This window comes from Acinetobacter sp. ANC_7503 (assembly GCF_056780035.1).
Genome location: NZ_JBWYJA010000001.1, coordinates 420,115 through 444,862, shown reverse-complemented (window position 1 = coordinate 444,862; position 24,748 = coordinate 420,115). Strand labels below are relative to the sequence as shown.

At 37.8% G+C, this 24,748-nt stretch carries 23 protein-coding genes and 3 tRNA genes; 9 read left to right on the top strand and 17 right to left on the bottom strand.

The annotated features are described in order from the left end of the window. Positions 1-15: 15 nt before the first annotated feature. Positions 16-570, bottom strand: coding sequence for a DUF4385 domain-containing protein (locus tag AC1M9M_RS02290; RefSeq protein WP_481595491.1), 555 nt, complete (start codon positions 568-570; stop codon positions 16-18). A gap of 330 nt (positions 571-900) precedes the next feature. Between AC1M9M_RS02290 and AC1M9M_RS02285 the strand changes: the two genes are divergently transcribed. Then, positions 901-1,779 (top strand): LysO family transporter, encoded by an 879-nt coding sequence (locus tag AC1M9M_RS02285; RefSeq protein WP_481595490.1) that lies wholly within the window; start codon positions 901-903, stop codon positions 1,777-1,779. On the opposite strand, the gene AC1M9M_RS02280 is transcribed toward AC1M9M_RS02285, so the two are convergent. Then, entirely contained in the window at positions 1,708-2,472 is a 765-nt protein-coding gene (locus tag AC1M9M_RS02280) for a hypothetical protein (protein WP_481595489.1), read from the bottom strand. The genes AC1M9M_RS02285 and AC1M9M_RS02280 overlap by 72 nt on opposite strands. 391 nt (positions 2,473-2,863) lie before the next feature. After that, positions 2,864-3,736: an ATP-binding protein gene (locus AC1M9M_RS02275; RefSeq protein ID WP_481591202.1), complete on the bottom strand. Its 873-nt coding sequence runs from the start codon at positions 3,734-3,736 to the stop codon at positions 2,864-2,866. A gap of 205 nt (positions 3,737-3,941) precedes the next feature. Between AC1M9M_RS02275 and AC1M9M_RS02270 the strand changes: the two genes are divergently transcribed. The 5 genes from AC1M9M_RS02270 (at position 3,942) to AC1M9M_RS02250 (ending at position 6,707) form a co-directional block, all read left to right on the top strand. After that, on the top strand, positions 3,942-5,486 hold the full coding sequence (locus tag AC1M9M_RS02270; protein WP_481595488.1) for a DUF3336 domain-containing protein: 1,545 nt from the start codon (positions 3,942-3,944) through the stop codon (positions 5,484-5,486). Further along, on the top strand, positions 5,422-6,279 hold the full coding sequence (locus AC1M9M_RS02265; RefSeq protein ID WP_481595487.1) for a protein kinase domain-containing protein: 858 nt from the start codon (positions 5,422-5,424) through the stop codon (positions 6,277-6,279). The genes AC1M9M_RS02270 and AC1M9M_RS02265 overlap by 65 nt, the downstream gene beginning before the upstream one ends. A 108-nt stretch (positions 6,280-6,387) precedes the next feature. After that, positions 6,388-6,472 (top strand) — tRNA-Leu (locus AC1M9M_RS02260). Between the two features lie 38 nt (positions 6,473-6,510). Beyond that, positions 6,511-6,584: transfer RNA gene (locus AC1M9M_RS02255), tRNA-Trp, on the top strand. A 38-nt stretch (positions 6,585-6,622) separates the two neighbouring features. After that, positions 6,623-6,707 (top strand) — tRNA-Leu (locus AC1M9M_RS02250). Between the two features lie 154 nt (positions 6,708-6,861). Here AC1M9M_RS02250 and AC1M9M_RS02245 read toward each other — a convergent pair. Further along, positions 6,862-7,065 carry a hypothetical protein gene (locus AC1M9M_RS02245; RefSeq protein WP_035267651.1) on the bottom strand — a complete coding sequence of 68 codons (204 nt, stop codon included), beginning with the start codon at positions 7,063-7,065 and terminating at the stop codon, positions 6,862-6,864. Between the two features lie 252 nt (positions 7,066-7,317). Beyond that, positions 7,318-8,049 (bottom strand): hydroxyacylglutathione hydrolase, encoded by a 732-nt coding sequence (gene gloB, locus AC1M9M_RS02240; RefSeq protein WP_481591199.1) that lies wholly within the window; start codon positions 8,047-8,049, stop codon positions 7,318-7,320. Positions 8,050-8,274: 225 nt separating this feature from the next. Between gloB and AC1M9M_RS02235 the strand changes: the two genes are divergently transcribed. Next, positions 8,275-8,661, top strand: a complete 387-nt coding sequence (locus AC1M9M_RS02235; RefSeq protein WP_481595486.1) for a DUF4951 domain-containing protein — start codon at positions 8,275-8,277, stop codon at positions 8,659-8,661. Between the two features lie 39 nt (positions 8,662-8,700). Here the strand turns inward: AC1M9M_RS02235 and AC1M9M_RS02230 are convergent, their stop codons facing one another. From AC1M9M_RS02230 to AC1M9M_RS02215, 4 genes are all read right to left on the bottom strand, one after another. Further along, a complete protein-coding gene (locus AC1M9M_RS02230; protein ID WP_035267644.1) occupies positions 8,701-9,396 on the bottom strand; it encodes a methionine ABC transporter permease in 696 nt (231 codons plus the stop codon). Further along, the gene (locus tag AC1M9M_RS02225) at positions 9,393-10,418 is read right to left on the bottom strand and encodes a methionine ABC transporter ATP-binding protein (RefSeq protein WP_179998301.1); all 1,026 of its coding nucleotides are present in this window, start codon (positions 10,416-10,418) and stop codon (positions 9,393-9,395) included. The genes AC1M9M_RS02230 and AC1M9M_RS02225 overlap by 4 nt, the downstream gene beginning before the upstream one ends. Before the next feature lie 71 nt (positions 10,419-10,489). Beyond that, entirely contained in the window at positions 10,490-11,359 is an 870-nt protein-coding gene (locus tag AC1M9M_RS02220; RefSeq protein WP_035267639.1) for a MetQ/NlpA family ABC transporter substrate-binding protein, read from the bottom strand. 363 nt (positions 11,360-11,722) lie between these two features. Next, entirely contained in the window at positions 11,723-12,808 is a 1,086-nt protein-coding gene (locus AC1M9M_RS02215) for an AraC family transcriptional regulator (RefSeq protein WP_481595485.1), read from the bottom strand. A 216-nt stretch (positions 12,809-13,024) separates the two neighbouring features. On the opposite strand from AC1M9M_RS02215, the gene AC1M9M_RS02210 reads away from it, so the two are divergent. Beyond that, positions 13,025-14,440, top strand: coding sequence for a cytochrome P450 (locus AC1M9M_RS02210; protein ID WP_481595484.1), 1,416 nt, complete (start codon positions 13,025-13,027; stop codon positions 14,438-14,440). Between the two features lie 377 nt (positions 14,441-14,817). Here the strand turns inward: AC1M9M_RS02210 and AC1M9M_RS02205 are convergent, their stop codons facing one another. The 8 genes from AC1M9M_RS02205 to AC1M9M_RS02170 all read right to left on the bottom strand — a co-directional run bounded on the left by AC1M9M_RS02205 (position 14,818) and on the right by AC1M9M_RS02170 (position 22,577). Beyond that, positions 14,818-15,465, bottom strand: a complete 648-nt coding sequence (locus AC1M9M_RS02205; RefSeq protein WP_481595483.1) for a hypothetical protein — start codon at positions 15,463-15,465, stop codon at positions 14,818-14,820. An 87-nt stretch (positions 15,466-15,552) separates the two neighbouring features. Continuing rightward, complete coding sequence (gene purD / locus AC1M9M_RS02200) at positions 15,553-16,836, bottom strand: phosphoribosylamine--glycine ligase (RefSeq protein ID WP_481595482.1); 1,284 nt, start codon at positions 16,834-16,836, stop codon at positions 15,553-15,555. 129 nt (positions 16,837-16,965) lie between these two features. Further along, the gene (gene purH, locus AC1M9M_RS02195) at positions 16,966-18,540 is read right to left on the bottom strand and encodes a bifunctional phosphoribosylaminoimidazolecarboxamide formyltransferase/IMP cyclohydrolase (RefSeq protein WP_481595481.1); all 1,575 of its coding nucleotides are present in this window, start codon (positions 18,538-18,540) and stop codon (positions 16,966-16,968) included. 88 nt (positions 18,541-18,628) lie between these two features. Beyond that, positions 18,629-18,898 carry a DNA-binding transcriptional regulator Fis gene (gene fis / locus AC1M9M_RS02190; RefSeq protein ID WP_001086304.1) on the bottom strand — a complete coding sequence of 90 codons (270 nt, stop codon included), beginning with the start codon at positions 18,896-18,898 and terminating at the stop codon, positions 18,629-18,631. Between the two features lie 373 nt (positions 18,899-19,271). Further along, positions 19,272-20,126 carry a DUF3426 domain-containing protein gene (locus AC1M9M_RS02185; protein WP_481594298.1) on the bottom strand — a complete coding sequence of 285 codons (855 nt, stop codon included), beginning with the start codon at positions 20,124-20,126 and terminating at the stop codon, positions 19,272-19,274. 28 nt (positions 20,127-20,154) lie between these two features. Then, positions 20,155-21,054, bottom strand: a complete 900-nt coding sequence (gene prmA / locus AC1M9M_RS02180) for a 50S ribosomal protein L11 methyltransferase (protein ID WP_481595668.1) — start codon at positions 21,052-21,054, stop codon at positions 20,155-20,157. A gap of 135 nt (positions 21,055-21,189) precedes the next feature. Beyond that, positions 21,190-22,089: a bile acid:sodium symporter family protein gene (locus tag AC1M9M_RS02175; RefSeq protein WP_481588396.1), complete on the bottom strand. Its 900-nt coding sequence runs from the start codon at positions 22,087-22,089 to the stop codon at positions 21,190-21,192. Between the two features lie 131 nt (positions 22,090-22,220). After that, positions 22,221-22,577 carry a hypothetical protein gene (locus AC1M9M_RS02170; protein WP_035267631.1) on the bottom strand — a complete coding sequence of 119 codons (357 nt, stop codon included), beginning with the start codon at positions 22,575-22,577 and terminating at the stop codon, positions 22,221-22,223. Positions 22,578-22,835: 258 nt separating this feature from the next. On the opposite strand from AC1M9M_RS02170, the gene mnmG reads away from it, so the two are divergent. Then, the gene (gene mnmG / locus AC1M9M_RS02165) at positions 22,836-24,716 is read left to right on the top strand and encodes a tRNA uridine-5-carboxymethylaminomethyl(34) synthesis enzyme MnmG (RefSeq protein WP_481595480.1); all 1,881 of its coding nucleotides are present in this window, start codon (positions 22,836-22,838) and stop codon (positions 24,714-24,716) included. Positions 24,717-24,748: the final 32 nt, after the last annotated feature.

Genomic DNA, 24,748 nt, shown 5'->3' with positions numbered 1-24,748 from the left:
GGTGTGAGAATGTATTTATTGACTCGCAATTGAGTTTTTAAATCGTTCTTTTAATGCAATATAGTGGGAATGCTGTTTAGCTTCATCCCATTTCACTTTAAAAATTCGTGCTGCTGCAGCTTTAATAGGGTCTTCTTGTTGGCGTGGTAGTTCTTCACGCCCGTGAGCACCACTTAAACCTTTTTTGTCATTAGGTACAGGACCTTTATATTTTTTTCCGCCTTTATGGTTTGCATAACGTCTCGCTCGGGTATAACCCATTTGTAAAAATTTACGAGCCATATCTGCACCGACAAAATCATCGACTGCTAAATATTCAAGAAAGAGTTGATAAATCTTATTAGAACTCTCTCTAGCTTTATCTTCATCTGCAAATTTCCAAAAGGGCAGAATTTCAGATTTGTAGGGTTCGACGAGTAATACACCCTGTTCACCACGACCAATTCGATAGAGTTCTGGCCTTTCTCTGAAGTTAATTTTTGCAAAGTCCAATGAGTAATCAAAACTTTGAGAATAAACACGAGTGCTTCTATGTGGGATGGTATCAAGGTCGTTATGATTGCGAGTCATCACGTTCTCTTTTGTACTTTTAAAAAATATATTAGGTGATCTGAAATGAAAAACGATTATAGAATTGTGAGTGATATTTTAAAATTGTGATTAGTTGTTTTAAAGAGATGCGCTAAACACGCCGAAAGATTGAAATTGAACTGTACGAGAAATCAAAACAACGAATTAGACTATTGACGATAGCGGGGCGAAATTAAGTTTTAAACTTAAAATCTAGCAGACACAAATGATTAGACATGACTATGCTCAATAAGAAACATTTTGTCATATAAGTTTTATATCTATGAATTAATCTAAGCGATACGTATAAAAATAATTTTGGAAGTCTGATTGGATCTTATCATCATCATTTTTGGCTATCTATATGGTCGTAAATTTCATCCCAACAAGTACATTGAACAAGTATTTTTTTTAGCCCTGATTTTATTTATATTTTTTTGCACTGTTTACGCAGCGCCAAACCTACTTGCATTAGAAAATCCTAGAGCTGTTTTGAGCAAGCTAGTTATTCTCGCACTCGGGGTATGCGCATTTACTTACTGGTTTAGTTCACTATTTTATAAGAAGAAACAGCAGGAAAACAGCAAACGTAAAACAATCCAAATTAAGGATATCATTAAAATATTGACAGTGTATCTTTTGCTTAGTTTGGTTTTTGTGGGAGGAATCTTCACTTATCGAATGGATTTAATAGATGAGCAAATAGCTTTAAGTATTCAAAACGTTCTTATCTACATTATTCTATTTTTGATCGGAGTTTTTATATCAGCCTTTAATATCAAAACATTGCAATGGCATGATTTAAAACTCCCAATCATAATGGTTTTGGCAAATACAATATTTGCCTGCTTTATGCTGATAATTTGGAATGAAAGTGCTGTATTGCTTTCTGGATTCGGTTGGGCAAGTCTGTCTGCTGCGATGATTTCACAAAAACTAAATCCCTTATTGGCAGTTCAAGCTTTAATTGTGGATATGATTCGAGGGATGTTTTCCATCATTTTTCTACAGCTTTTTGGAAGACATCAACCACAAGCAGCAATTAGCACCACAGGTGTACTGTCCTGTGATGCATTCTTACCGATGATTAAGCAACATTGTGGTGAGCAATATGTGCTAGATGCGTTTAAAGCGGGACTATTGTTGTCGCTGTTTTGTCCATTGAATATATTTATTGCGATTCATTTTACCCAAAGTATGACAAATTAAACGGTAAAACACCTCAAAGACAGTGATTTTGGCAATCACTAACATACCATCACCATTGATATATCCGGCATTGTGATTCAAAAAAAATTCAGCATCCTCATTCATGTTATCGTGTTCATGCTTACAACCGCGTGTTCCTCCAAGGCCATCGTTATAAATAAAAACATGGCCAGATTTTGAAAGTTGATAATTGAATTGCTGAGAGAATAGGGTGCAAAGGTCTTGCATTTCTGTATTGTTATTGAGGTTTAAGCGAGTAGGCCATGTATTTTTTTTGAAAGCATATCGTGTAATTGCACGATAACTTGAGGGATGTAAACACACAGCAAAAAAATACGATGGTGCTGGGTGGCGGAGCATTTGAGAAATAATGAAATAAATGTATTGGAATTTTAACAGATTTGATTTTCGATAGGCGCTAAGAAGACCTGCTTGACCACGAAAAACATTTATTGTCTTGTCAAACTTTTTGACTTCATAACGTTGCATACATAAAAATCCAACAGGTTTTTCTTCATCAAAATAGATCAAAACCCGTTTGCTTGCAGCATCATCGGGGGCATAGGCTTGCGCAATGTCATTCAAATCACAACCCTCTGGTGTCATGAAGATCGCTTGATGAAGCGTTTTTAATATATTTTGAACATCTGGGGATTGTGTATGTTGGTTACTATATTTTTTAATTTGGAGCATGGATGCAGCCTTTTTCTATAATTATTTGCGTCCTTCATACTATTTTTGAATTGTTAAGTTTGGGTTACATTGATTTTGTTCGAAAAACAAAAAAATGGTAATTATGTTATATTGTTTTATAATTAAATTATTTTTTTAATTCTTATTTGGTTAATAAATTTTATTTAAATCAATAACTTAAAATAAATGGTGGGATTTTTTTGATTTAAGATTTTTTGATGTTGATAGAGAGCACTGAGTTAAATTATTAATTTTATCTTTATAATTATTAATGAATAATTTATTAACTTTTATCGTAATAAAAGCTAATAACTTAGCTTAAAGAGTGAAAGTCGAGAAACTAAGACGTTATTCCATCTTAGTTTCTTATTGCAGAAGCTGATGTAAATGCTTAATCACGCTTTAATTGAGTAGAACCGATCCAATGTTTTGAAAATTGGAATGCAGAACGACCTGAGCGTTGACCTCTGGCTTGGCACCAACGTAGCGCTTCAGCACGTACTTCAGGTGTCATTTCAATACCAGATTTTTTTAAATAGTGCTCTACAATCTCTAAATAAAGATTTTGATCCATCGGGTAGAATGAAAGCCAAAGACCAAAACGATCAGACAATGAGATTTTTTCTTCGATCGCTTCTTGCGGATGTAATTCAGTATATTGAGGCACGTCCACTTTAGTGATCGGGGTGTTTTCATGCATAAATTCTGGTAGTAGATGGCGGCGGTTACTGGTCGCATAAATAATAAAGTTGCCAGAACCTGACTCTAGTGAACCATCTAACACACTTTTTAAACTACGATAATTTTCGTCTTCAGCATTAAAGGCTAAGTCATCACAATACACGATAAATTTTTCGGGACGACCTTCAATAATTTTTTGTATTTCTGGTAGGTCTGACAGATTATCACGCTCAATTTCAATGATGCGTAAACCACGGTCAGCATATTTTGACAGTAAAGATCTTACAATAGATGATTTTCCGGTTCCACGAGATCCAGTCAATAAAATATCGTTTGCAGGTAAACCTTGTAAAAATTGTTCAGTGTTTTGCAGTATTTTTTCTTTTTGTTTTTCGATACCTTTTAAATCATCAAGATGAATTATTTTAGGTTTTTGAATGGGGATCAGCCGTTTATTTTGCCATTTGTATCCTAGTGCTGAGAAATCAATTTCCTGACTCGGTTCAGATAATGTGTGATTAAGTTGGTCAATAAGTTGAGAAATTTTTGTTAACAGTTGATCTGGTAGTTCTAGAGTCGCCATAGTTGTTTGTGAAATACAATTCAATAAAATCAAGTTTAATCTACATGATGACGACAGCGATGTGAACTGATCTAAGGGATAAATCTATGGTGACTGGTCGATACAAGAAATAAATTTTATTAAGTTGATTATTTTCTGCTTTTTTTGCATAGTTTAAAAACTGAACAAAACTAATTGAATTAATAAAAATCAAAGGACTAGCTCAATGATTTTAGGCACTCGTAGTCAAATTAATCCGCATCAAGCGTATCGAATTAAAAAAATGCAACATGAGCTTGAACGTGTGGAGAGCTATGAAGAGTGGAGAGACATTGCCTTAAAGCTGGATGAGGAGACGGGCGCTCAGGAATGGAAGTTTGATAATACTTCACCCTATTTTGATGCTGAAATTATATCGCATCGTTTAAATCTCTTACGCCGTTACAAGCTGAATCATCGTGTGTTTGATCTTATCTATATTTTGCGAGAAGGCTTGAGTCATGATGTCGCCAATATTGGTCATCCTATGCTGTTCACACAAACATATATTGGCACTAAAAAACTTATTGAGGACTATATCGAAGAGGTTTCACAGAGTTTAATTTATATCGCTTCGGATGAATGTTCAGGTTTGACACATCAAGAAAAATTTGATTTTTTTAAAAATTGTCAACTGACCTATGGTCAACCAGCAATGATGTTTTCGGGTGGGGCCTCATTAGGTTTGTTTCATACAGGCGTGTGTAAGGCGCTGATGGAACAAGATTTGATGCCGAAAGTTTTATCAGGTTCGAGTGCTGGTGCGTTAATGACGGCGATGTTAGGCGTTTCTGATCAAAAAGATATTGATCAGCTGCTGACAGGAGAGAGCTTTTATAGCGAGGCATTCCATTTCAGAAGTTTAAAAGAGTTGCTTAGAGGAAATGGTGGTATTGCTGATGTGCGATATCTTAAGAAATTTCTAGTGGAAAATTTAGGGGACTTAACATTTCAAGAAGCGTATGAAAAGTCTGGACTTGATATTAATATCAGTGTCGCACCTTATGATGTCGCTCAGGAAGATGCTCGTATCATGAATAAATATACTGCGCCAGATTTACTGGTATGGAGTGCAGTATTGGCCTCATGCGCCGTTCCTATCTTATTTCCTCCAGTTCGACTGACCAGTAAGCGTTATGATGGGGTGCATACACCATACTTGGCAAGTATTCGTTGGGTGGATGGCAGTGTAAGAAGTGATTTCCCACAAGAGAAAATGGCTCGTCTCTACAATATTAATTACACCATTGCCAGTCAGGTGAATCCACATATTGTGCCATTCATGCAAAGTGATGCGGAGCGTTTTAGAACAGATCTACTCAGCTGGCCGCAACGTTTAGTGCGTAAACATGGTAAAACGATTGCGATGGATGTCATGAATTTCACTCGTGACCGAATGGGCAGTGTGCCGACGATTAGACGACTATTGGATCACGGTTATGGTATTGTTGATCAGCGTTATTATGGTGATTTAAATATTGTAGGTAATTACAGCCTACGACATTATCATTATATGCTACAAAATCCGCGACCTCATTTGTTTAAAGTCCTTCAAAGAGAAGGCGAGCGGGCAACTTGGTCTAAACTGTCCAGTATTGAAACACATGCGCGCATAGGAAAAACCATTGAACATTGTTTGGATATGCTGACGCAACTGAAACAGCAAAATGAATCTCTCGAAAAACAATCTACAGTGGCAAACCATTCAGCCTCTGCTCAGGCAACCAGTTAATTCTGAACAAAGTCAGCAGTATGGTCGTCTAATTTATTGTATCGAAATAGACGACCAAACGTATTGGGTTAAGCGACAACAGCAGGGTATCAGTTCACAGCATGAGCAGTGGTTCGACAATGAGATAAAACACTACCAATCACTCAGTACTCGCTCTTCAAAGATCTTAGTGCCGTTTGAGATCGTGTATAACGAAAACAGTAGATTCAATACACCTACATCAACACATGATTCTTCATCATTAATTCTGATTGAAAATGCGGCGCCGCTATTTGAAGTAGAAAATTCCGTCTATACTCAAATGCAGACCTTCTCACACAATGAGTTTTCAAATGTGGTCAATTTATTATTACATAGTCTAGATGCAATACTATCTATTCATGAGCAAGGATTGGTCCATGCAGATCTCAAAAGAGAACATTTTAGAATATTGAATGGTCAACCCAAATTAATTGATTTTGAACAGATGTTTCACTTGGAGTGCCATCCTCAAGTTTCTACACATGGAACACCAAGGTATATGGCGCCTGAGTTGTTTCATGGTGAGTCAAAATCACAAGCATCAGATATATATGCACTCGGTATTATTTGGTTAGAATGGTTAAATCAGTACTCAATCCGTAAAAAAAGCTATATAGATTGGGCAAAATGGCATTGTCAGCAATTAAAAGTTGAAATTATTAGGCCTTTTTCTGACTTAACACCAGTACTCCAGCAGATGTTGATGAAAAATAAATCACAAAGATTGAACAATATTTATCAATTAAAACAGTTATTAAGCGAATTTGTTTAAACAAAAACCAGTAAAATGGATAATTGTTTTATATTTAGTCAAACAATAAGGTTTTTCAAAAAAAGGGCTTGTCATGAGATAATGATCTCTATAATATACACAGCCATCGGGGACGTGGCGAAATTGGTAGACGCACTGGATTTAGGTTCCAGCGCCGCAAGGTGTGAGAGTTCGAGTCTCTCCGTCCCCACCAAGTAATTTGCTAGGTGGAACGACCGAAGTAAGTGAAATAGAGGATTGGTGTAATGGTAGCATGACGGTCTCCAAAACCGTTCGTCAAGGTTCGAATCCTTGATCCTCTGCCAAGTTTTATGAAGCTCAGTAATATGATTGAGTATTCAAAGGGGACGTGGCGAAATTGGTAGACGCACTGGATTTAGGTTCCAGCGCCGCAAGGTGTGAGAGTTCGAGTCTCTCCGTCCCCACCATATTAAGGCAAGGTTTGATACCTTGCTTTTTTATTGCCTATATTTTTATATAAATACAGACCAAAATATATAATCAAAAAAAATCGCCTACAAAGAGGCGATATTAATATTTAGATGATCTATTTAGTATTCATTCCGTTGAATTAAGGTGAGATTAAGCCTTTAAGTGATCCTCGAATTCTTCACCTAATTGCATTGCTAGAGTATTTCCAGATAAGTCACATGTCACTAAACCATATTCTTTTTTAAAACTGAAAGTGAAGCCTTGGTTATCCTTTAAATTTCGAACGGAATAACCTAATTTTTCTAACCAAATTCTGAATGCAATTAAATTTTTTGCTTTGACCACTTTCTTCATGAGACAACTCCTTTGACTAATGAAATATTAATAAGGTTAATGATGTTGTTTTTAAAGGGCTTTAACCTAAATTAATGTAAATATATTTTAATTCTATAAAAATGTATATATTTCATGCAATTAAAAGAAAGAATTTGATCATGTTGTTAAAGCTTTAAGATAAAGAAGAGAATGTATTGTCTGAAGGGTTTAAAAACTGAGCGAATATCGCTCAGTAATGAACACCTGTAATTTGAACAGATAATGCTAAATTTAGAAATTATCTTTCATTTCCCGAATACGTTTAAATTCTTCAGCACTGTTGACGCGCAAGAAAGGATTGGTCTCAAGTTCAATTTCAATGGTGGAAGGTAAGGTTATTTGATTTTGATCTCGAAGTTTCTGAACTTGCTCAAATCGTTCTTGCAGTGCCTTATTCTCAGGTTCTACTTGCAAAGCGAATTGTGCATTTGAGAGCGTGTATTCATGGGTACAGTAGACTTGAGTTCTTGGAGGGAGCGCTGACAGTCGGTTAAGTGATTGATACATTTGTTCAGCCGTTCCTTCAAAAAGGCGTCCGCATCCCATTGCAAATAAGGTATCTCCACAGAATAAACTGTCAATTTCATCTGCAAATATTGCGATATGACCTAAGGTGTGGCCAGGAACAGCGATGACGTCAAGTTTTAAGTCATTAAAATAAAATTCATCATCATGATTGAGTGGACAACTGATAAATGGAATTTTAGATAATTCTTCACGTGGACCATAAACTTCAATATTTTTTTCCGCGATTAACTCTGGCACACCACCAATATGGTCTTTATGCCAGTGGGTAAGCCATATTTGCTTAAGTGTTAAACCATTCGAGTCACAATAGTTGACCACCAAATTGGCTTCTGTAGGGTCTACCACTGCAATTTCTTGGGTTTCAGTATCTTCAATAATCCATATATAGTTTTGTAGCGCATTGTTAACATCAATTACGCGAACTTGATAACGCATCCTAAACGATCCTAAAGCATGTGACTTATTTGATCTCATCCTAGATCAAGCTTATCAAATTGTAAAATTCACCCAAATTTTAAACAGCGATGTATTGTAAATATTGATTTCGAATTTGATGAGGTGCATTGTTGTTAGCTTAAGATTATCTGATCTGATGAACTAATTTCGAGTAAAAAGTAAATGATGATAAAAGTGAGATTGAGTGCTTGCATCAGCGCAGTGATGAGTTCGATTGTTCTTGTTGGTTGTATGCAAAACTCTCAAGTTGGTCAACTGCAAAAGTCTCAATTATACGAGCGTCCAAGCAGCTGTAAGGTCAATGAGACAATCGAACGTAAAGCGGTTCCTCAAACACCCAACCAAATGAGCCTTCCGAGTTTTGGGCAAGGGGTTATCGGTTGGGCAACAGGTCCAGAAGGTGCTCAAGCACGTTTAGAAAGTGTATCTAAGCAAGACATCCATCAGTTTAAAGCACAAGGTGTTAGTTTGGAAATGATACGCGAATGGCAAGCGTTTTATACGCATGAAGCAAAGCGTAATCCATGCAATCGGACTGCGCCGTTACGTGCGCAATTAATGGAAAAAATCGCTTCACTTTGGATGGATTGATATTAAAAAAGATCTCATTTGAGATCTTTTTTAAATTTACTATCGCATTTTGGCGAGTTTTTCACCTGTCATTTGCACCAATTGAACTAATACTAAAAGCACAATGACGGTGAGTATAACGACACTGGTATCAAAGCGTTGATAACCATAGGAGATCGCAAGATCACCAATGCCGCCTGCACCGACCGCACCAGCCATGGCTGTTGCACCAATTAAGCTGATTGCAGCTGTAGTTAAATTGAGAATGAGGGAGCTACGCGCCTCAGGCAGAATAAACTTGAAAATAATTTGCAGGGGTGTTGCGCCCATAGCTTGCGCTGACTCCACGATACCTTCGTTGACTTCAAGGAGTGAAGTTTCAACCAGACGACCAATATAAGGTCCTACATAAATGGTTAAAGGAACAATAGCTGCCCATGTCCCAATAGAAGTACCCACAATCATTTTTGTCAGTGGAATAACCGCGATCAGGAGGATAATAAACGGGAGGGAACGTAATGCATTCACAATAGGGTTTAATCCATAGTAAATCACACGATTGGCTAAAATCCCGTTTGGTCGTGTAACAAGTAGAGTTATCCCTTGAATTAAACCCCAAATCGTACCGAATAGCATTGCAAAAAAAACCATATGAAAGGTTTCTTGTAGGGCTGTCACAAATTGATCAATTGAAAGCGAGCTTTTCCAAAAAGGTTCAGTAATTTCGGTTAGCCATTGAACAATCATATCTCTCATGCACGTACTCCTGATTGCTCAACTTTAACGCCATGTTGTTGGAAAAAGCTGATGGTTTCTTGAATAATGTCTGGATCACCCAGTAATTGCACAAACATTTGCCCAATCACAGCGCCATTAATTTCGGTCATGTTGGCAAATAAAATATTGAGACTAATATCAAATCGTTTAATGGCAGCTTGCACAACAGTTTCTTGGGCCGAAGTACCTAAGAACTGCAAGCTATAAATACTGTGGTGATTTTGATTTTCTAAGTTATTTAAAATATTGATAGGTAATTGCTGCTGTAAAACAGTTTGAATAAATGTTTTGGTCGTCGGGTGTTGAGGTTGACTAAAGATATCGAGAGTACTGCCGTGTTCAATCACTTTGCCTTGCTCCATAACTGCAACAAAGTCGCAAATCGACTCAATAACATCCATTTCATGCGTAACCATAACAATGGTGATTCCTTGCTCTTGATTAATTTTTTTCAAAAGGGCAAGTACAGACTTTGTCGTTTGAGGATCAAGCGCTGATGTTGCTTCGTCACAGAGTAGAATTTTTGGATGATTGGCAAGTGCCCGAGCGATACCTACACGCTGTTTTTGACCACCAGAAAGCTCATCTGGAAAAGCATCGCGTTTATGTTTTAAATCGATAAACTCAAGTAGCTCATCTAAGCGTTTTAGACGCTCAGCTTTACTCCAGCCAAGGAGTTTCATTGGCATTTCAATATTGGCTGCAACGGTTTTGGTTTGTAGTAAATTGAAATGCTGAAAAATCATACCAATATTGGCGCGTTCTTGACGTAATTTTGAAGCGCTCAAAGCAGTGAAATCTTGACCGTGGATGATCATTTGACCTTGATTGGGTCTTTCTAGTAAATTGATCAAACGGATCAGTGTACTTTTACCTGCACCACTATAGCCTATAATTCCGAAGATACTTCCATCTGGAATCGTCAGATTAATATTGTCTAAGGCGTGAATAGTTTGGCCTTTAAGCTGATAATGTTTACTAATATTTTTAAATTCAATCATAACGTCAAGAACTATTAAAAATGAAAAACAGGCAAATTAAATTTGCCTGTTAAAAATACAGAAGTCTAGAATTATTGAGCTTCTGTGAGATATGTCGTTGGTTTATCAACATTAACTTTAGTGCCACCAAAGTTCTCTTTCACATATTGCTTAACCGCATCTGTATGATATAGCTGACCTACCTTTTGCAATACAGGATCATTCTGACGGCCTTCAGCTACAGCCAGTACATTCACATTCATTTTTGTACTTTGATCGATTGGCTCGTAATAGATCGCATCTTTTAATACGTTCAAACCACCTTCCATTGCTAAGGTGTTGCCTAATACAATGGCATCCACTTCATCTTTCACACGTACCGCAGTTGCCATTTGAATCGGTTTGATGGTGATCTGTTTAGGATTCTCAGTTACATCAGAAGTTGTGCCTTTGACATTGTCAAATTGAGGTTTTAACTTTACTAAACCAGCAGATTGCAATAATAAAAGGGCACGTGATTCATTAGCACCATCGTTTGGAATTGCAATGGTCGAACCTGTTTTGAAATCATTTAGATTTTTAACTTTGCTTGAGTAAATCCCCATTGGCTCAAGATAAGTCGTAGATAATGGCGCAATTTTTTGAGTATTAGCATCATTGTATGCAACCATATATGCATATGATTGGAAGGCATTGATATCAATCTCTTTATTGGCTACCGCAGTGTTCATTGAAACATAATCAGTAAAGTTTTTAACATCTAACTTTAAACCTGCAGCTTCAGTTTCTGGCAATTTTGCAATGAACTTCCAGATATCTGCATCTGAACCTGTAGAAGCGATTGTAATGGTTTGAACTGAATCTTTATTCGTGTTGTTTGCAGCGGTTTCTGGAGCATCTTGTTTTGAGCATCCAGCGATACCCACTGATAGGCCCAAAACTAAACCAAGAATTTTCTTCATGATATTTCCTGAGTATGTTGAAACAATCTTCAACTTACATATGCAGTGAGGTGAATAGTGAAATGAACTGTCCTTGTTTAAAGAGCATTTCAACCTATTCATCTGTTAGAGATAATTCGGTATTTAGCTATCAATTATTTAAGCATTGATAACAAAAAAGTTGGTTGATGATAACAATTTTTTTTTATTCAATATAGTGATGTTAATGAACTAGCTTAGCATAAAGCGTCATATACAATTTATGAGAATGTATAAATAAACTTTAAATATCATACTTATAATTTGAGTGTTTAAAATTAGCAAGATCTGTTACCAGTCGAACACCTTATAATGATTTAATATATCAATATGAAAAATATGGATTTAATTAAATTTAGAAATTTGCTTGGTAAGATCATTATTGTATTTCTGCCGATATTGGCTAGGGGTCATACCAAACCAACGCTTGAATGCTCGTCTGAAATTTGAGGCATCGTGATAATTAAGAAGCATACCAATTGTTTCAATCGTGAGTTGCGTATGCTCAAGAAAATAAGCACTTTGTTGTGCAAGTACCTGATCTTTGACCTCTTTAAAGGTTAAACCTTCTTTTTCTAAATGACGAGCTAAGGTTCGTTTGCTCATGAATAATGAAGCGGCAATCTCGGATTCATTTTTGGGATCTGATAAATGCTCAATCAGTATTTTTTTGACACGAAATTGATAAGTATTTTGGGGTGTAAGAAGATCCTTAAGTACATTTTCACATTGTTTTTTTGCAATCAGATAGTTCTCCTGACTTGCTGAAGCATTCGGGATTTTACACACAGATAAAGGTATCTGAATGCCATCAAAAGATTGTGAAAATGCGAAATCACATTGAAAAATTTTTGTATAAGCAGCATGGTAAGCAGGTTTAGGATAGCTAAAAAGCAACTTCGCCTCAGTTAATGGCTTACCTAAAATAAATTCAGCACACTCTTTAAATACCACCATGCAAGACTCGATCATGCTTTGATATACAAGGGTGGAGCAATCGATATTAAAGTGAATTTTACAATTCATCTGCTGATCACGCATTTCGAGAATGACTTCTGCAAATCCAATTCGAGTAGGTAGATAATGTTGAATCGCTTCAAGTGCAGCATAAAGGTTTGGGCAACTGTGCATCAAAAAGCCCATTGCGCCATGAGTCGTGGGTTTAAGGCGATGTCCAAGTTCTAAACCGAAATCGGGAACATCTGTCATGTTCAATGCATTTTCAAATATACGAATAAAATCAGATGCTGAAATCCGAGAATCTTCTTGTTGAATAAATTCAGCAGTCAGTGATGTGCCATTCAATAAAATTGGGAATACACGCAGCCCACCTCCCAATTGTTGCGCAATAATTCTGACATAGGCGCAGGGAATCAATGCCCGAATTGCATTATTGTCCTGATTGCTATGTTCTATTCCTTTAGAAATCATACTCAAGTCCAGATAGCGTGATATTGATCATTCTTAAATCTAGCCTCATTAGAGCTGCTAATTTGAATAAAAAGAATGTCAAAAAATGACTTATTAATGTCAAAAAATGACCTGATTGTGTATTTTTAAAATTCTATGCTCAAACACAGATCATCAGCTTAATGGAATAAAGGCTGAATATAAATTTAAAGATGAGATCACATAGGACACATTGTCATGAATAATTTAGTCAAAAAAATGAATGCTGTTCGAGTAGATTTGGTGAATTTTAGCGCTCGCTATATTCCCTTAGAAAATCATATCAAAGCTGCCCATGTGTACCATAAATTAAAAAGTAGCTTATTTAAGAATCCTGATTTTGATCAAATTGAAGAAACTCGACTTCCAGATCCAAATGTTTGCACCTTACAAGAGCTTGATGTCAGTAGCCCTTTTTTATACAAGCAAGGTGTATGGAAGGATGCTTTTAAACGATTACGGAAAGATGCACCGATACATTATCAATTAAACAGTTTATTTGGTCCTTTTTGGTCGATGACACAGTACGAAGATGTCATGTACGTTGATAAAAATCATCAGCTTTTCTCTTCAGAACCGATCATTATGTTGGGTGAGCAACCGCAAGGTTTAGAGCTTGAAATGTTTATTGCGATGGATCCACCGAAGCATGATATTCAGCGTAAAGCTGTGCAGGGTGTTTTCGTACCAAAAAACTTGAAAGACATGGAAAGCTTGATTCGGACACGTACCCAAGACGTACTTGATCACTTGCCTTTAAATGAAGCTTTCGACTTTGTAGATCGAGTATCAATTGAACTGACCTCAAGAATGTTGGCGACATTGTTAGATTTTCCTTACGAAGAACGCCGTAAATTGGTCTATTGGTCTGAAATTGCATCCTCATCACCAGGTACGACAGGCGGTACGATGACTATTGAAAATACTTTTGATGGTTTAAAAGAGATGGTGAGAGATTTGTCTCAACTTTGGCATGATAAGGCTGCACGTATAAAAGCAGGTGAGGCTTCAAGTTTTGACTTGATGAGTATGCTTATTCGGAGTGATGAGACAAATGATCTGATTCAGCGACCATTAGAGTTTCTGGGGAATTTGGCACTATTAATCGTAGGCGGGAATGATACGACTCGTAACTCGATGTCGGGCGGGGTTTACGCAATGCATTTGTTCCCTCAGGAATTAGGCAAGCTGAAGAATAATCCTGATCTGTTGCCTAATATGGTTAGTGAAATTATTCGTTGGCAGACACCATTGGCGTATATGCGCCGTGTAGCGACTCAAGATCTAATTTATAAAGGTCAGTATATCCGTAAAGGTGACAAAGTTGTTATGTGGTATGCGTCTGCTAACCGTGATGAAACTGTGTTTGAAAATGCGGATGAATTTCGTATTGACCGTGAAAATGTGAAAAAACATCTATCATTTGGTTATGGAATTCATCGCTGTATGGGTAGTCGTTTAGCTGAGATGCAATTGACCATTCTTTGGGAGGAGATTCTCAAACGTTATGACAGAATTGAAGTGCTTGAAGAACCCGAAATTGTTCAGTCTAATTTTGTTCGTGGGTATTCTAAGATGATGGTAAAGCTGCATCCAAAGTCAGAATCTAAATAGTCCAAAATCCCTCATATTAGATGAGGGATGTTTTTATGTGCCGTGAAAAGAGATAGGATTTGATCATAAATTATAACTCAAGCAGCTATATAAATTTGGATAAATGGGGCGGTGTCAGCATCTTGCCATTGGCGGAGGATCAGGCAAGGGTTTCAATATAATTTTTCATATTGATTGATCTTTATCTTTGGACCGCTTCACTTTCTAGTAAATAAAGTTCATTGATGAGTAAAAATTCTCTTTGTAGTTGATTTAGTGATTTTTCTACTTCACTGTGTGCTCTTCGATTACGATAGGCTTTAAAAGTATTCACAAATAATCTGCCAATAGCCGTAGATGACTCTTCATTTTCTGACTCCCATTTGAAGGGAGATAACTTATTTTTTTTTTACGTCTGAACAGAATGCATCTTCCATTAGTGAGCTAGAGAATTTTTGCGAATTTATTTTTTCTCGAATAATATTTTCTAATCGAGTATACGCAGTCATTATTGATGCATCAGCATCTAATTTAAACTTAAAAGCTAAATCTATAATTCTCTTGTCAATTAAATTTAATGGCAATTCGCTAGGATAATAGTCATTTATTTTTAAAGGTTCATTAAGCATAAAATCTAAATTGCTAATGTAATCATAAATTGTGTTAGTCCGTCTATAAGAACTATTTAAGAAAGACTCTATGTCACTATCACTTAACGCATTTTGCCTAATGATTTCAAATTCTTTAGTTGATATAAGCAGCTTTTTGATTTCAATTTTATGCCTTTGCAATAGTTTTAAAGCTTTAACAAAACCTTTATAACCTTCTGAGATATAATCTGATCTAAAGCCATATCTAATGAGATAAACAGTTCGATAACCTTTAATTAAAAAACAATGATTGTGATCATTAGTTAAAACAAGTGCTCGTTCAACTTGTTCTTCAAATTGTAGAACTAAGGCAATTGCTTCAATGCAATCTTGCGTATGAGGTGTCCCTAAATATTGTATTTCTTCAGATGGTTGATTAAATAAATTAAAGCGCATTTTTATAAAGTATTTGTTTGATATTTAATTGAATATATCAAAAAACCCCGCGCTTAGCGGGGTTTTTGTTCAATCTAGTTTACAAGATTAAGCATTTTCACGAGCAATTGCGCGGTAACCAATATCTTTACGGTATTGAACGCCGTCAAACGTTACTTTTTGGCAAAGCTCTAACGCTTTCGCTTGCGCTTCACCAATCGTATTACCAAGCGCAGTCACGCAAAGTACACGACCACCCGCAGTTACGATGTCACCATTCTCAAGAGCTTTTGTCCCAGCATGGAACACTTTAGCATCTGCCATTTCCGTATCTAAACCAGAAATCACATCGCCATTGCTAGAGGTTTCAGGGTAGCCCTTGGATGCAAGTACGATACCAACTGTTTTACGCTCATCCCATTCAGCTTCTGCAGGAAGTTTACCTTCAATACCTGCTTCAACTAAATCAACTAAAGATGATTTTAAACGCATCATAATGGGTTGAGTTTCAGGGTCACCAAAACGACAGTTAAACTCGATCACTTTAGGTTGACCTTGTTCATCAATCATCAAACCTGCGTATAAGAAACCTGTGTAAACGTGGCCATCTTTTTTCATGCCTTCAACAGTAGGGCGCATGATTTCTTTCATGGTTTTTTCAAACACATCAGCGGTTACCACAGGAGCGGGAGAGTAAGCACCCATACCACCAGTATTTGGACCTTGGTCGCCTTCAAAGATACGTTTGTGATCTTGTGAAGTCGCCATTGGTAAAATGTTGTCACCATCAATCATACAAATGAAAGATGCTTCTTCACCTGCCAAGAATTCTTCGATGACAACACGTGAACCTGCATCACCAAATTTGTTGCCTGCAAGCATGTCATCAATCGCATCAAATGCTTCTTGATTGGTCATGGCAACAATTACGCCTTTACCCGCAGCAAGACCATCTGCCTTGATTACGATCGGTGCACCATTTTTCTCAACAAATGCCTTAGCAGCATCGACTTGCGTGAACACGTCATAGAAAGCCGTTGGGATGTTATGGCGTTTTAAGAAGTGTTTAGCGAACGCTTTAGAGCCTTCTAACTGTGCTGCAAATTGGGTAGGGCCCCAAATCTTTACGCCAGCTTCACGGCATGCATCTACAACACCATTTACAAGTGGTGCTTCAGGGCCTACAACAATCAATTCAACTGCATTGTTTTTTGCAAAATCGATAATCGCAGGATTGTCTAAAATGTTCAGTGCAACATTTTCGCATTTTGGTTCAGTTGCTGTTCCAGCATTACCTGGAGCAACAAATACTTTTGCAACTTTTTCGTCTTGTGCGATTTTCCATGCTAAAGCATGTTCACGACCACCACTACCCAAAACTAAAATATTCATCGGTTCATACTCCATGAATCGAAAATGACATAAAGTCCTCAACCTAAAAATAGGAGAGGACTTTATGCAAGATTAAAAATCTATGTCTTTCAATGTAAATGACATTGTCATTACAAGTCTTACCATCAATTAGTGACGGAAGTGACGCATACCAGTGAAGACCATCGCAATACCCGCTTCATCAGCAGCAGCAATTGTTTCTTCATCACGCATAGAACCACCCGGTTGGATGATACATTTGATACCTGCTTTAGCAGCGTTATCAATACCATCACGGAATGGGAAGAATGCGTCAGATGCCATTACTGCACCTTCAACAACTAAACCAGCATGTTCAGCTTTAATTGCAGCAATACGAGCAGAGTTCACACGGCTCATTTGACCAGCGCCTACACCAATTGTTTGACGGTTTTTAGCATAAACAATTGCGTTTGATTTAACGTATTTCGCAACTTTCCAAGCAAAGATCATGTCTTCGATTTCTTGTTCAGTTGGAGCACGTTTAGTCACAACTTTAAGATCATCTTTAGTAATCATACCTAAGTCTTGATCTTGAACGAGTAAACCGCCATTCACACGTTTGTAGTCCATTTGTGGAGCACGTTCGTCAATTGCTGGTAATTCGCCACATACGAGTACACGTACGTTTTTCTTAGCACCAGTAACTTCTAACACACCTTCAGCAACGCTTGGCGCAATAATCACTTCCACGAATTGACGGTCAACAATCGCTTGAGCAGTTGCAACGTCTAATTCACGGTTAAATGCAATAATACCGCCGAATGCAGATTCAGGGTCAGTTGCATAAGCAAGGTCATAAGCTGCTTTAATACCGTCTAAAGAGACTGCAACGCCACATGGGTTTGCGTGTTTTACAATCACACATGCAGGCTTAGCGAATGATTTAACACATTCAAGTGCTGCATCAGTATCTGCAATGTTGTTATAAGATAATTCTTTACCTTGCAACTGTTTAGCAGTAGAAACAGAGGCTTCAGTTGCAGCAGGGTCAACATAGAATGCAGCAGATTGATGTGGGTTTTCACCGTAACGTAAATCTTGAGCTTTATTTAATTGCGTATTGAATGTACGTGCAAATTGATCAGCTTGACCTTCTTCTTTACCAACGCGAGCGCCTAAGTAAGATGCGATCATACCGTCGTACTGAGCAGTATGTTCAAATGCTTTAACTGCTAAGTCAAAACGAGTTGCATATGAAAGTGAGCCTTCAGCTTTAAGCTCAGCAACTACAGTCGCATAGTCAGATGCATTTACAACGATACCTACAGACGCATGGTTTTTCGCAGCAGCACGAACCATCGTTGGACCACCGATGTCGATATTTTCAATCGCATCAGCAAGTGAGCAGTTAGGTTTTGCAACAGTTGCAGCAAATGGATAAAGGTTTACCACAACTAAATCGATCGCATCGATGTTGTGTTCAGCCATCACAGCTTCATCTAGACCACGACGAGCCAAGATACCACCGTGGATTTTCGGATGAAGTGTTTTTACACGTCCGTCCATCATCTCTGGGAAACCAGTGTGCTCTGAAACTTCGACTACAGCAATATTGTTGTCACGTAACAACTTATAAGTACCGCCAGTAGATAAAATTTCTACCCCTAGAGCAACAAGGTCTTGGGCAAATTCAACAATGCCTGTTTTATCAGAAACAGAGATTAATGCGCGTTTAATAGTCATGATTTAGTCACAGTTATCAAGAATTAAAACAAAAAAGCTAAATAGCAGGTAAAAAAAATGCCCGCGGAAGCCGCAAGCATTTTATCATTTATTCACTCATTAAACCGTGAGCTTTCAACTTTTTACGTAAAGTACCACGGTTAAGGCCTAGAATCTCAGCAGCGCGAGTCTGGTTGCCACGTGTATATTCTAACACTACAGATAAAAGAGGTTTCTCCATTTCTGCTAAAACCATGTCATAAACTTGAGATGGTTGCTCGCCTTGCAATTGTGCAAAATAATGGCGAACTGCGCGATCTACGTGAATACGAAGAGCGACATCAGATTGTGCAGTAAAAATAGGAGATTTGCTATTCATGCGAGTTAATCCGAGAATCAATAATCACTTAGGGTAAAAGTGATTTTGTGGTCAAAATAAAAAAACGAGCTCCGTTTTAGGTCCTAAAACGGTCGACTCTAAAACAAGAACAATTAGCTTGCCACAACTAGAGCAATTGAGTGAAAAATAAGCGTAACAATAGTTTAATATTTGTTACGGTTCCACATAAAACAAAAAACATCCCTGATGCGCTGAATAAAAAATCAAGCACATGAACAGAACTGTATTTATTTTGAGAAATTGCGAGGAGTTTGCGGTACAAAGCTTTCGTGGCGCGTATCATACCATTGTCTATGAAAAAGTGAGCAAGAAAACTACATTTTTTTTAATTTTTTTATCGTTTTTTTTGATCTTATGGTCGTATAACTTCCAATTTATAATTGTCAAACTCAGATTGGGAAAAATTTATACTAAATTTGAAACCAAATGGACTGTCTTGAGGAATTCGTGTAATTCCATGCAAACTTTCTACTAAATATTCATTGGGTGCTTTAATAGAGGATGAAATCAATTTACCTTGTTGAAAAATGCTTATTTTCAACAGAGGCAGTTTTAGCCCTTTGCTATATTCGTTCACCAAGTGACCTGAAAAAACAGTGGAGATCGCTGATGTTGACTCAATATTGAGGTCTTGTACTTTTATATGGGTATAGCGTTCATCAAGCGTGTCACAATTAAATAAGTTACATGCTGATATAAATGCCTGATTTAGCGCAGGTGAGCGTTGCAATACATTTGGGTTAAACCATAAAAATTGAAAAACCAGTAATAACGCTAAAATTGTATTTACGATCGCCCATGTCGCAATATAAAGCCTAGTTCTTGGTTTCGATTGGCTATTGGCATGGATTGATGATGAAAGATTTAAAGAAGGGTAGTTGGTAATCGGATCATGATTGAACGTATTTAAGTTATTTAAATACGTACGCAAGGTTATGTTTGAATTTGCAACTTTACGATCGAAAATATCCAATAGGTGTTGTTCTTGTTTAGGTTCAATCACATCTTCAGATGGTGCTGTACTGTCTTGGGCTTCTGTGATTAAAGGTTCAATCACTTTCGGTTGAGGATTGAATAGATGTAGAAGCGCATTAAACTCAGCAGAACATTTAGGACAACAAACCATACCCTCGGCAACAGTTAACTGGGTGACTGATACCTTGTAAATTGTGGAGCAATTTGGGCAGCGGGTTTGTTTATCACTCATATCTTAAATATCTTAAATTAAGCTCTACTTATTTATGGCGTTTCCCAGAAAGACGGTACCAATTTTCATCACGCTTTTCTTTGTCTAATATATCAAAAAATTCAGCATAAACACGAGAAACATCATCAACTTGCTCTTCAATAATACCGGCTAGTGCGAATTCACCCTCAGGTTGAATGAGTGTTGAAAACTCCTCAGCAAGTGCCATCAGTGGGCCAGCAAGAATATTTGCGACAAATACATCTGCCTTTTGCTCACCGAGTGCTTGATTAAATTCTTCAGGTAAGCCGACATATAAATTTTCGAGAACGCCATTTAATTCAGCATTTTGTTGTGTAGCGAGTACAGCTTGAGGATCAATATCTGTTGCATATACTTTTTTTGCACCCAGCAATAGGGCAGCAACACCTAGAATGCCAGAACCACAGCCGTAATCGATGACGATTTTGTCTTTTACATCGGTTTTACCTAACCATTGTAGGCAGAGGAATGTTGAAGCATGATTACCTGTACCAAAAGCTAGGCCTGGATCTAATTTAATATTGACCGCATCCGCTTCAGGTGCTTCCATCCACTCAGGCACGATCCAATATTTTTCACCAATTTGAATTGGCTCATATGCATCCATCCAAGTGCGTTCCCACTCTTGATCTTCGATAAACTCATAACGTAAAGGCGCTTCAGGCATCTGGTCTTTAATGAAAGTTTCTAGTGCGACGACATCGATTTCTTCATCATCTTCTTGAGCGTAAATACCCGTTACGATGACTTTGTTCCAAAGCGGAGTCTCACCTGGAAGTGGTTCTAATAACGCTTGATCTTCTGCATCATCTAGCGTCACACTGACTGCACCAAGAGATAATAATAATGTTTCAGTAAAATCAACTTGTGCTTGATCGACAGTAATCTGGATTTGTAACCACTTCACAGTAAAAAAACCTAAATATGCAATACGAGAGTTAGCATTGTACTGTATTCGCTTTAAGAATGCAGATAAAACCTGAAGCATAAATAAAGGCACGATTACAGTGCCTTTAAGATGAGTGGGTTAACTCAATTAATATCAGTTAATTTGTGAGTGGTTTCGAGTTAACTCAGCCGGATGGTCTAATGGTGCAAAACGATTCAGCAACATGCCGAAAATAGCAGCGAAGATATACATAAAGATTGAATAAACAGCTGCTGGCATCGCAATTTCGCTGCTATTCATTATCGTGATTGCAATCGCCATGGCCAAAGTACTGTTATGGATACCAATTTCAAAAGCACACGCTCTTGCTTGAAAACTCGGTACACCAAAGAAGCGAGGGAGAAAATAACCGACGCTAAGACTTGCGATACAAAATAACGCTGTCGCCAAACCAATTTGAGCAAGATAATTCATAATGTTGGCACGTTCAGAAAGTACTGCACCGACAATAATTAACACTAAGAATACAACGGCAAAAATACGCACTGGTTTTTCTAGTTTAGTTGCAACATTTGGAAATTTGTAGCGCACAAACATACCGAGGGCAACTGGAATAAGAATAATGGCAAACACTTGTAAAATTTTACTAAATTGCAGACCAATCTGGGTTGAATCCTGAATGAAATGTGCGATTGCAAAATTCACGATCAGCGGCAAGGTCACTGCAGCAATAATGGCATTAATCGCAGTCAAGGTGATGTTGAGGGCAACATCACCTTTGTATAAATAGCTAAACAGATTGGCTGTCGCACCCCCTGGTGAGGCAGCAAGCAATACTAAGCCGACAGCCAAGTAAGGCGAAAGATTGAGTATTTTACATATAATAAATGCAACGCCAACTAAAATGACGAGTTGGGAAAATAATGCGATGAGCACTGCTTTAGGGTGTTTACGAACGCGTAGAAAATCTTGAACAGTGAGTTCAAGTCCTAAACCCGCCATCACAATTGCAAGTGCTAAAGGTAAAAAAATCGTAAGGATCCCTGTGTCCATAAATTCATCCTGAATTTTGTTGTGTTATTTGTAAATAGATCGTTATTTTTAATTTGGTTTTATCGTTATCAATAAATAAAAGCAACCAATTTTTCAATTGGTTGCATAAATGTTTAAAATTAAAAATTGGGTTAAGACGCTTTTGGCATCGGTGGCGCATATCCGAGTGCACATTTGCCTTTATATTCTTGACCTTCAATATTCACGGAAACACTCGCTGCATCAGACTTACAAGCTGAATTAAGCTGCTCTTCATTTCCTTTTAAATCTTTACTTTGGGTTGGGAAAAATTGAGTTTGGCAAGTACCATTCCAAATGATTCCTTTATACGGGAAACTGACAGCATCGCCTTCGCTTTTACCCTTACATACGCTTTGGAATTGTTTGGCATTATAGGCATTATCAACTTTGTCATTCGCAATACTCATACTACTTACGCTTAGACCCAAACAACATAACATTGACATCGTAAATAACTGGACTTTCATGTTCGTATACTCTTGTTAAAAAATATGACATGAATATGTTGAAAAAATAGTCAAATCAATGGAAGGGCAATGCTGTAAATAAATTTTCTAAATTGTTAAAAAATCACTTAAATCTGCAAAATTTATAAATTTTTATATCAAAATGGTTTATATTATTGGACTTCAAAAAAATTAGAATTAAATTGTTCTCGATTGTCTCAAGGCAAACAAAATTTGCTATAATTTTCTGTCATTATTTTTATCTCCTCATATACCACTATGCATTATCCTAAAGTTTACGATGTCATTGTTATCGGTGGCGGACACGCTGGTACAGAAGCAGCGCTTGCTGCGGCACGTATGGGTCGACAGACTTTACTCTTAACTCATAATATTGAGACTTTAGGGCAGATGAGCTGTAACCCAGCGATTGGTGGTATTGGTAAATCACACCTTGTTCGCGAAATTGATGCCTTAGGTGGTGCGATGGCACTCGCTGCAGACAAGGGTGGTATTCAGTTCCGTATTCTGAACTCACGTAAAGGTGCTGCAGTTCGTGCAACGCGTGCGCAGGCTGACCGTGTACGTTATAAAGCGGCTATTCGCGAAACATTAGAAAACCAAGCCAATCTTGATATTTTCCAACAAGCAGCAGATGATCTCATTGTTGACGGCGATACCGTTAAAGGTGTGGTAACACAAATGGGGATTCGCTTTGATGCGAAAACAGTCGTGTTAACCGCTGGTACATTCTTGGGTGGCGTGATTCATGTTGGTCTTGAGAAATCAAGCGGCGGTCGTGCAGGTGATCCACCTTCAATTTCTTTGGCGCACCGTTTACGTGAGCTTCAATTGCCAGTAGGTCGTTTAAAAACAGGTACGCCACCACGTATTGATGCACGTTCTGTAGATTTCTCTGTGATGACACCACAGCCGGGTGATTTCCCATCACCAACGATGTCATTTATGGGTGATGCATCTATGCACCCAGAGCAAGTCAACTGCTATATCACACATACCAACGAAAAAACTCATGATATTATTCGTGGCGGCCTAGACCGTTCACCGATGTATACTGGTGTGATTGAAGGTGTAGGACCACGTTACTGTCCGTCAATCGAAGATAAAATTCATAAATTTGCCGATAAAGATTCTCATCAAGTATTCCTTGAGCCTGAAGGTTTAGATACTCATGAGCTTTATCCAAATGGTATTTCTACATCTTTACCGTTTGATGTGCAGTTTGAGTTAGTACGCTCAATCCGTGGTATGGAAAATGCGCATATTCTTCGTCCGGGTTATGCGATTGAATACGACTACTTCAACCCTCAAGCGTTGAAATTCACTTTAGAGACTAAAGCGATTAATAACTTGTACTTTGCGGGTCAAATTAACGGTACGACAGGTTATGAAGAAGCTGGTGCACAAGGTTTACTTGCAGGCTTGAATGCTGCACGCCGTGCGTGGGATCAAGAGCAATGGACACCGAAGCGTGATGAAGCGTACATGGGTGTATTGGTTGATGACTTAATCACTTTAGGTACGAAAGAACCTTACCGTATGTTTACCTCACGTGCGGAATACCGTTTGATGCTTCGTGAAGATAACGCAGACCAACGTTTGACACCAATCGGGCGTGAAATGGGTCTTGTGGATGACGAGCGTTGGGCAGCGTACTGCGAAAAAATGGAAGCGGTTGAGCGTGAAACAGGTCGTTTACAACACATTTGGGCTGCACCTAACAATCCAATGGGTAAAAAATTCGTTGAAATGACAGGTGCGGATCTTTCTAAAGAATGTTCTGCGATTGATTTGTTGAAACGTCCGAACATTACTTTTGCTCACATTGCGGAACTCACTGGTTCTGATGTTTCTGCTCAAGTGGGTGACCAAATTGAGATTGCAGTTAAATATGAGGGTTATATTAACCGTCAGCATCAGGATGTAGCGCAAATGAAGCGCTTAGAAGAGACTAAGATTCCAGCTGATTTTAATTATGACGTGGTATCTGGTTTATCTCGTGAAATTACGCTTAAGCTTAAAGAAGTTCGCCCTGAAACTCTCGCTCAAGCAAGTCGTATTCCGGGCGTTACACCTGCTGCTGTTCAATTGGTGATGATTACGATTCGTAAGAATGCACAAACTAAAAAATCTGCTTAAGCCTGTTGCAGTCCAAAAAACCCGCTTGATGC

Coding starts and splice junctions, on each gene's coding strand:
- fis (WP_001086304.1), bottom strand. CDS start 18,898: ATGAATAGCAAATCTCCTATTTTTACTGCACAATCTGATGTCGCTCTT.
- AC1M9M_RS02205 (WP_481595483.1), bottom strand. CDS start 15,465: ATGCGCTTTAATTTATTTAATCAACCATCTGAAGAAATACAATATTTA.
- AC1M9M_RS02175 (WP_481588396.1), bottom strand. CDS start 22,089: ATGGACACAGGGATCCTTACGATTTTTTTACCTTTAGCACTTGCAATT.
- AC1M9M_RS02275 (WP_481591202.1), bottom strand. CDS start 3,736: ATGGCGACTCTAGAACTACCAGATCAACTGTTAACAAAAATTTCTCAA.
- AC1M9M_RS02265 (WP_481595487.1), top strand. CDS start 5,422: ATGAATCTCTCGAAAAACAATCTACAGTGGCAAACCATTCAGCCTCTG.
- AC1M9M_RS02230 (WP_035267644.1), bottom strand. CDS start 9,396: ATGAGAGATATGATTGTTCAATGGCTAACCGAAATTACTGAACCTTTT.
- AC1M9M_RS02185 (WP_481594298.1), bottom strand. CDS start 20,126: ATGAGTGATAAACAAACCCGCTGCCCAAATTGCTCCACAATTTACAAG.
- AC1M9M_RS02280 (WP_481595489.1), bottom strand. CDS start 2,472: ATGCTCCAAATTAAAAAATATAGTAACCAACATACACAATCCCCAGAT.
- AC1M9M_RS02270 (WP_481595488.1), top strand. CDS start 3,942: ATGATTTTAGGCACTCGTAGTCAAATTAATCCGCATCAAGCGTATCGA.
- AC1M9M_RS02220 (WP_035267639.1), bottom strand. CDS start 11,359: ATGAAGAAAATTCTTGGTTTAGTTTTGGGCCTATCAGTGGGTATCGCT.
- AC1M9M_RS02210 (WP_481595484.1), top strand. CDS start 13,025: ATGAATAATTTAGTCAAAAAAATGAATGCTGTTCGAGTAGATTTGGTG.
- purD (WP_481595482.1), bottom strand. CDS start 16,836: ATGAATATTTTAGTTTTGGGTAGTGGTGGTCGTGAACATGCTTTAGCA.
- purH (WP_481595481.1), bottom strand. CDS start 18,540: ATGACTATTAAACGCGCATTAATCTCTGTTTCTGATAAAACAGGCATT.
- mnmG (WP_481595480.1), top strand. CDS start 22,836: ATGCATTATCCTAAAGTTTACGATGTCATTGTTATCGGTGGCGGACAC.
- AC1M9M_RS02225 (WP_179998301.1), bottom strand. CDS start 10,418: ATGATTGAATTTAAAAATATTAGTAAACATTATCAGCTTAAAGGCCAA.
- AC1M9M_RS02170 (WP_035267631.1), bottom strand. CDS start 22,577: ATGAAAGTCCAGTTATTTACGATGTCAATGTTATGTTGTTTGGGTCTA.
- AC1M9M_RS02245 (WP_035267651.1), bottom strand. CDS start 7,065: ATGAAGAAAGTGGTCAAAGCAAAAAATTTAATTGCATTCAGAATTTGG.
- AC1M9M_RS02290 (WP_481595491.1), bottom strand. CDS start 570: ATGACTCGCAATCATAACGACCTTGATACCATCCCACATAGAAGCACT.
- gloB (WP_481591199.1), bottom strand. CDS start 8,049: ATGCGTTATCAAGTTCGCGTAATTGATGTTAACAATGCGCTACAAAAC.
- AC1M9M_RS02215 (WP_481595485.1), bottom strand. CDS start 12,808: ATGATTTCTAAAGGAATAGAACATAGCAATCAGGACAATAATGCAATT.
- AC1M9M_RS02235 (WP_481595486.1), top strand. CDS start 8,275: ATGAGTTCGATTGTTCTTGTTGGTTGTATGCAAAACTCTCAAGTTGGT.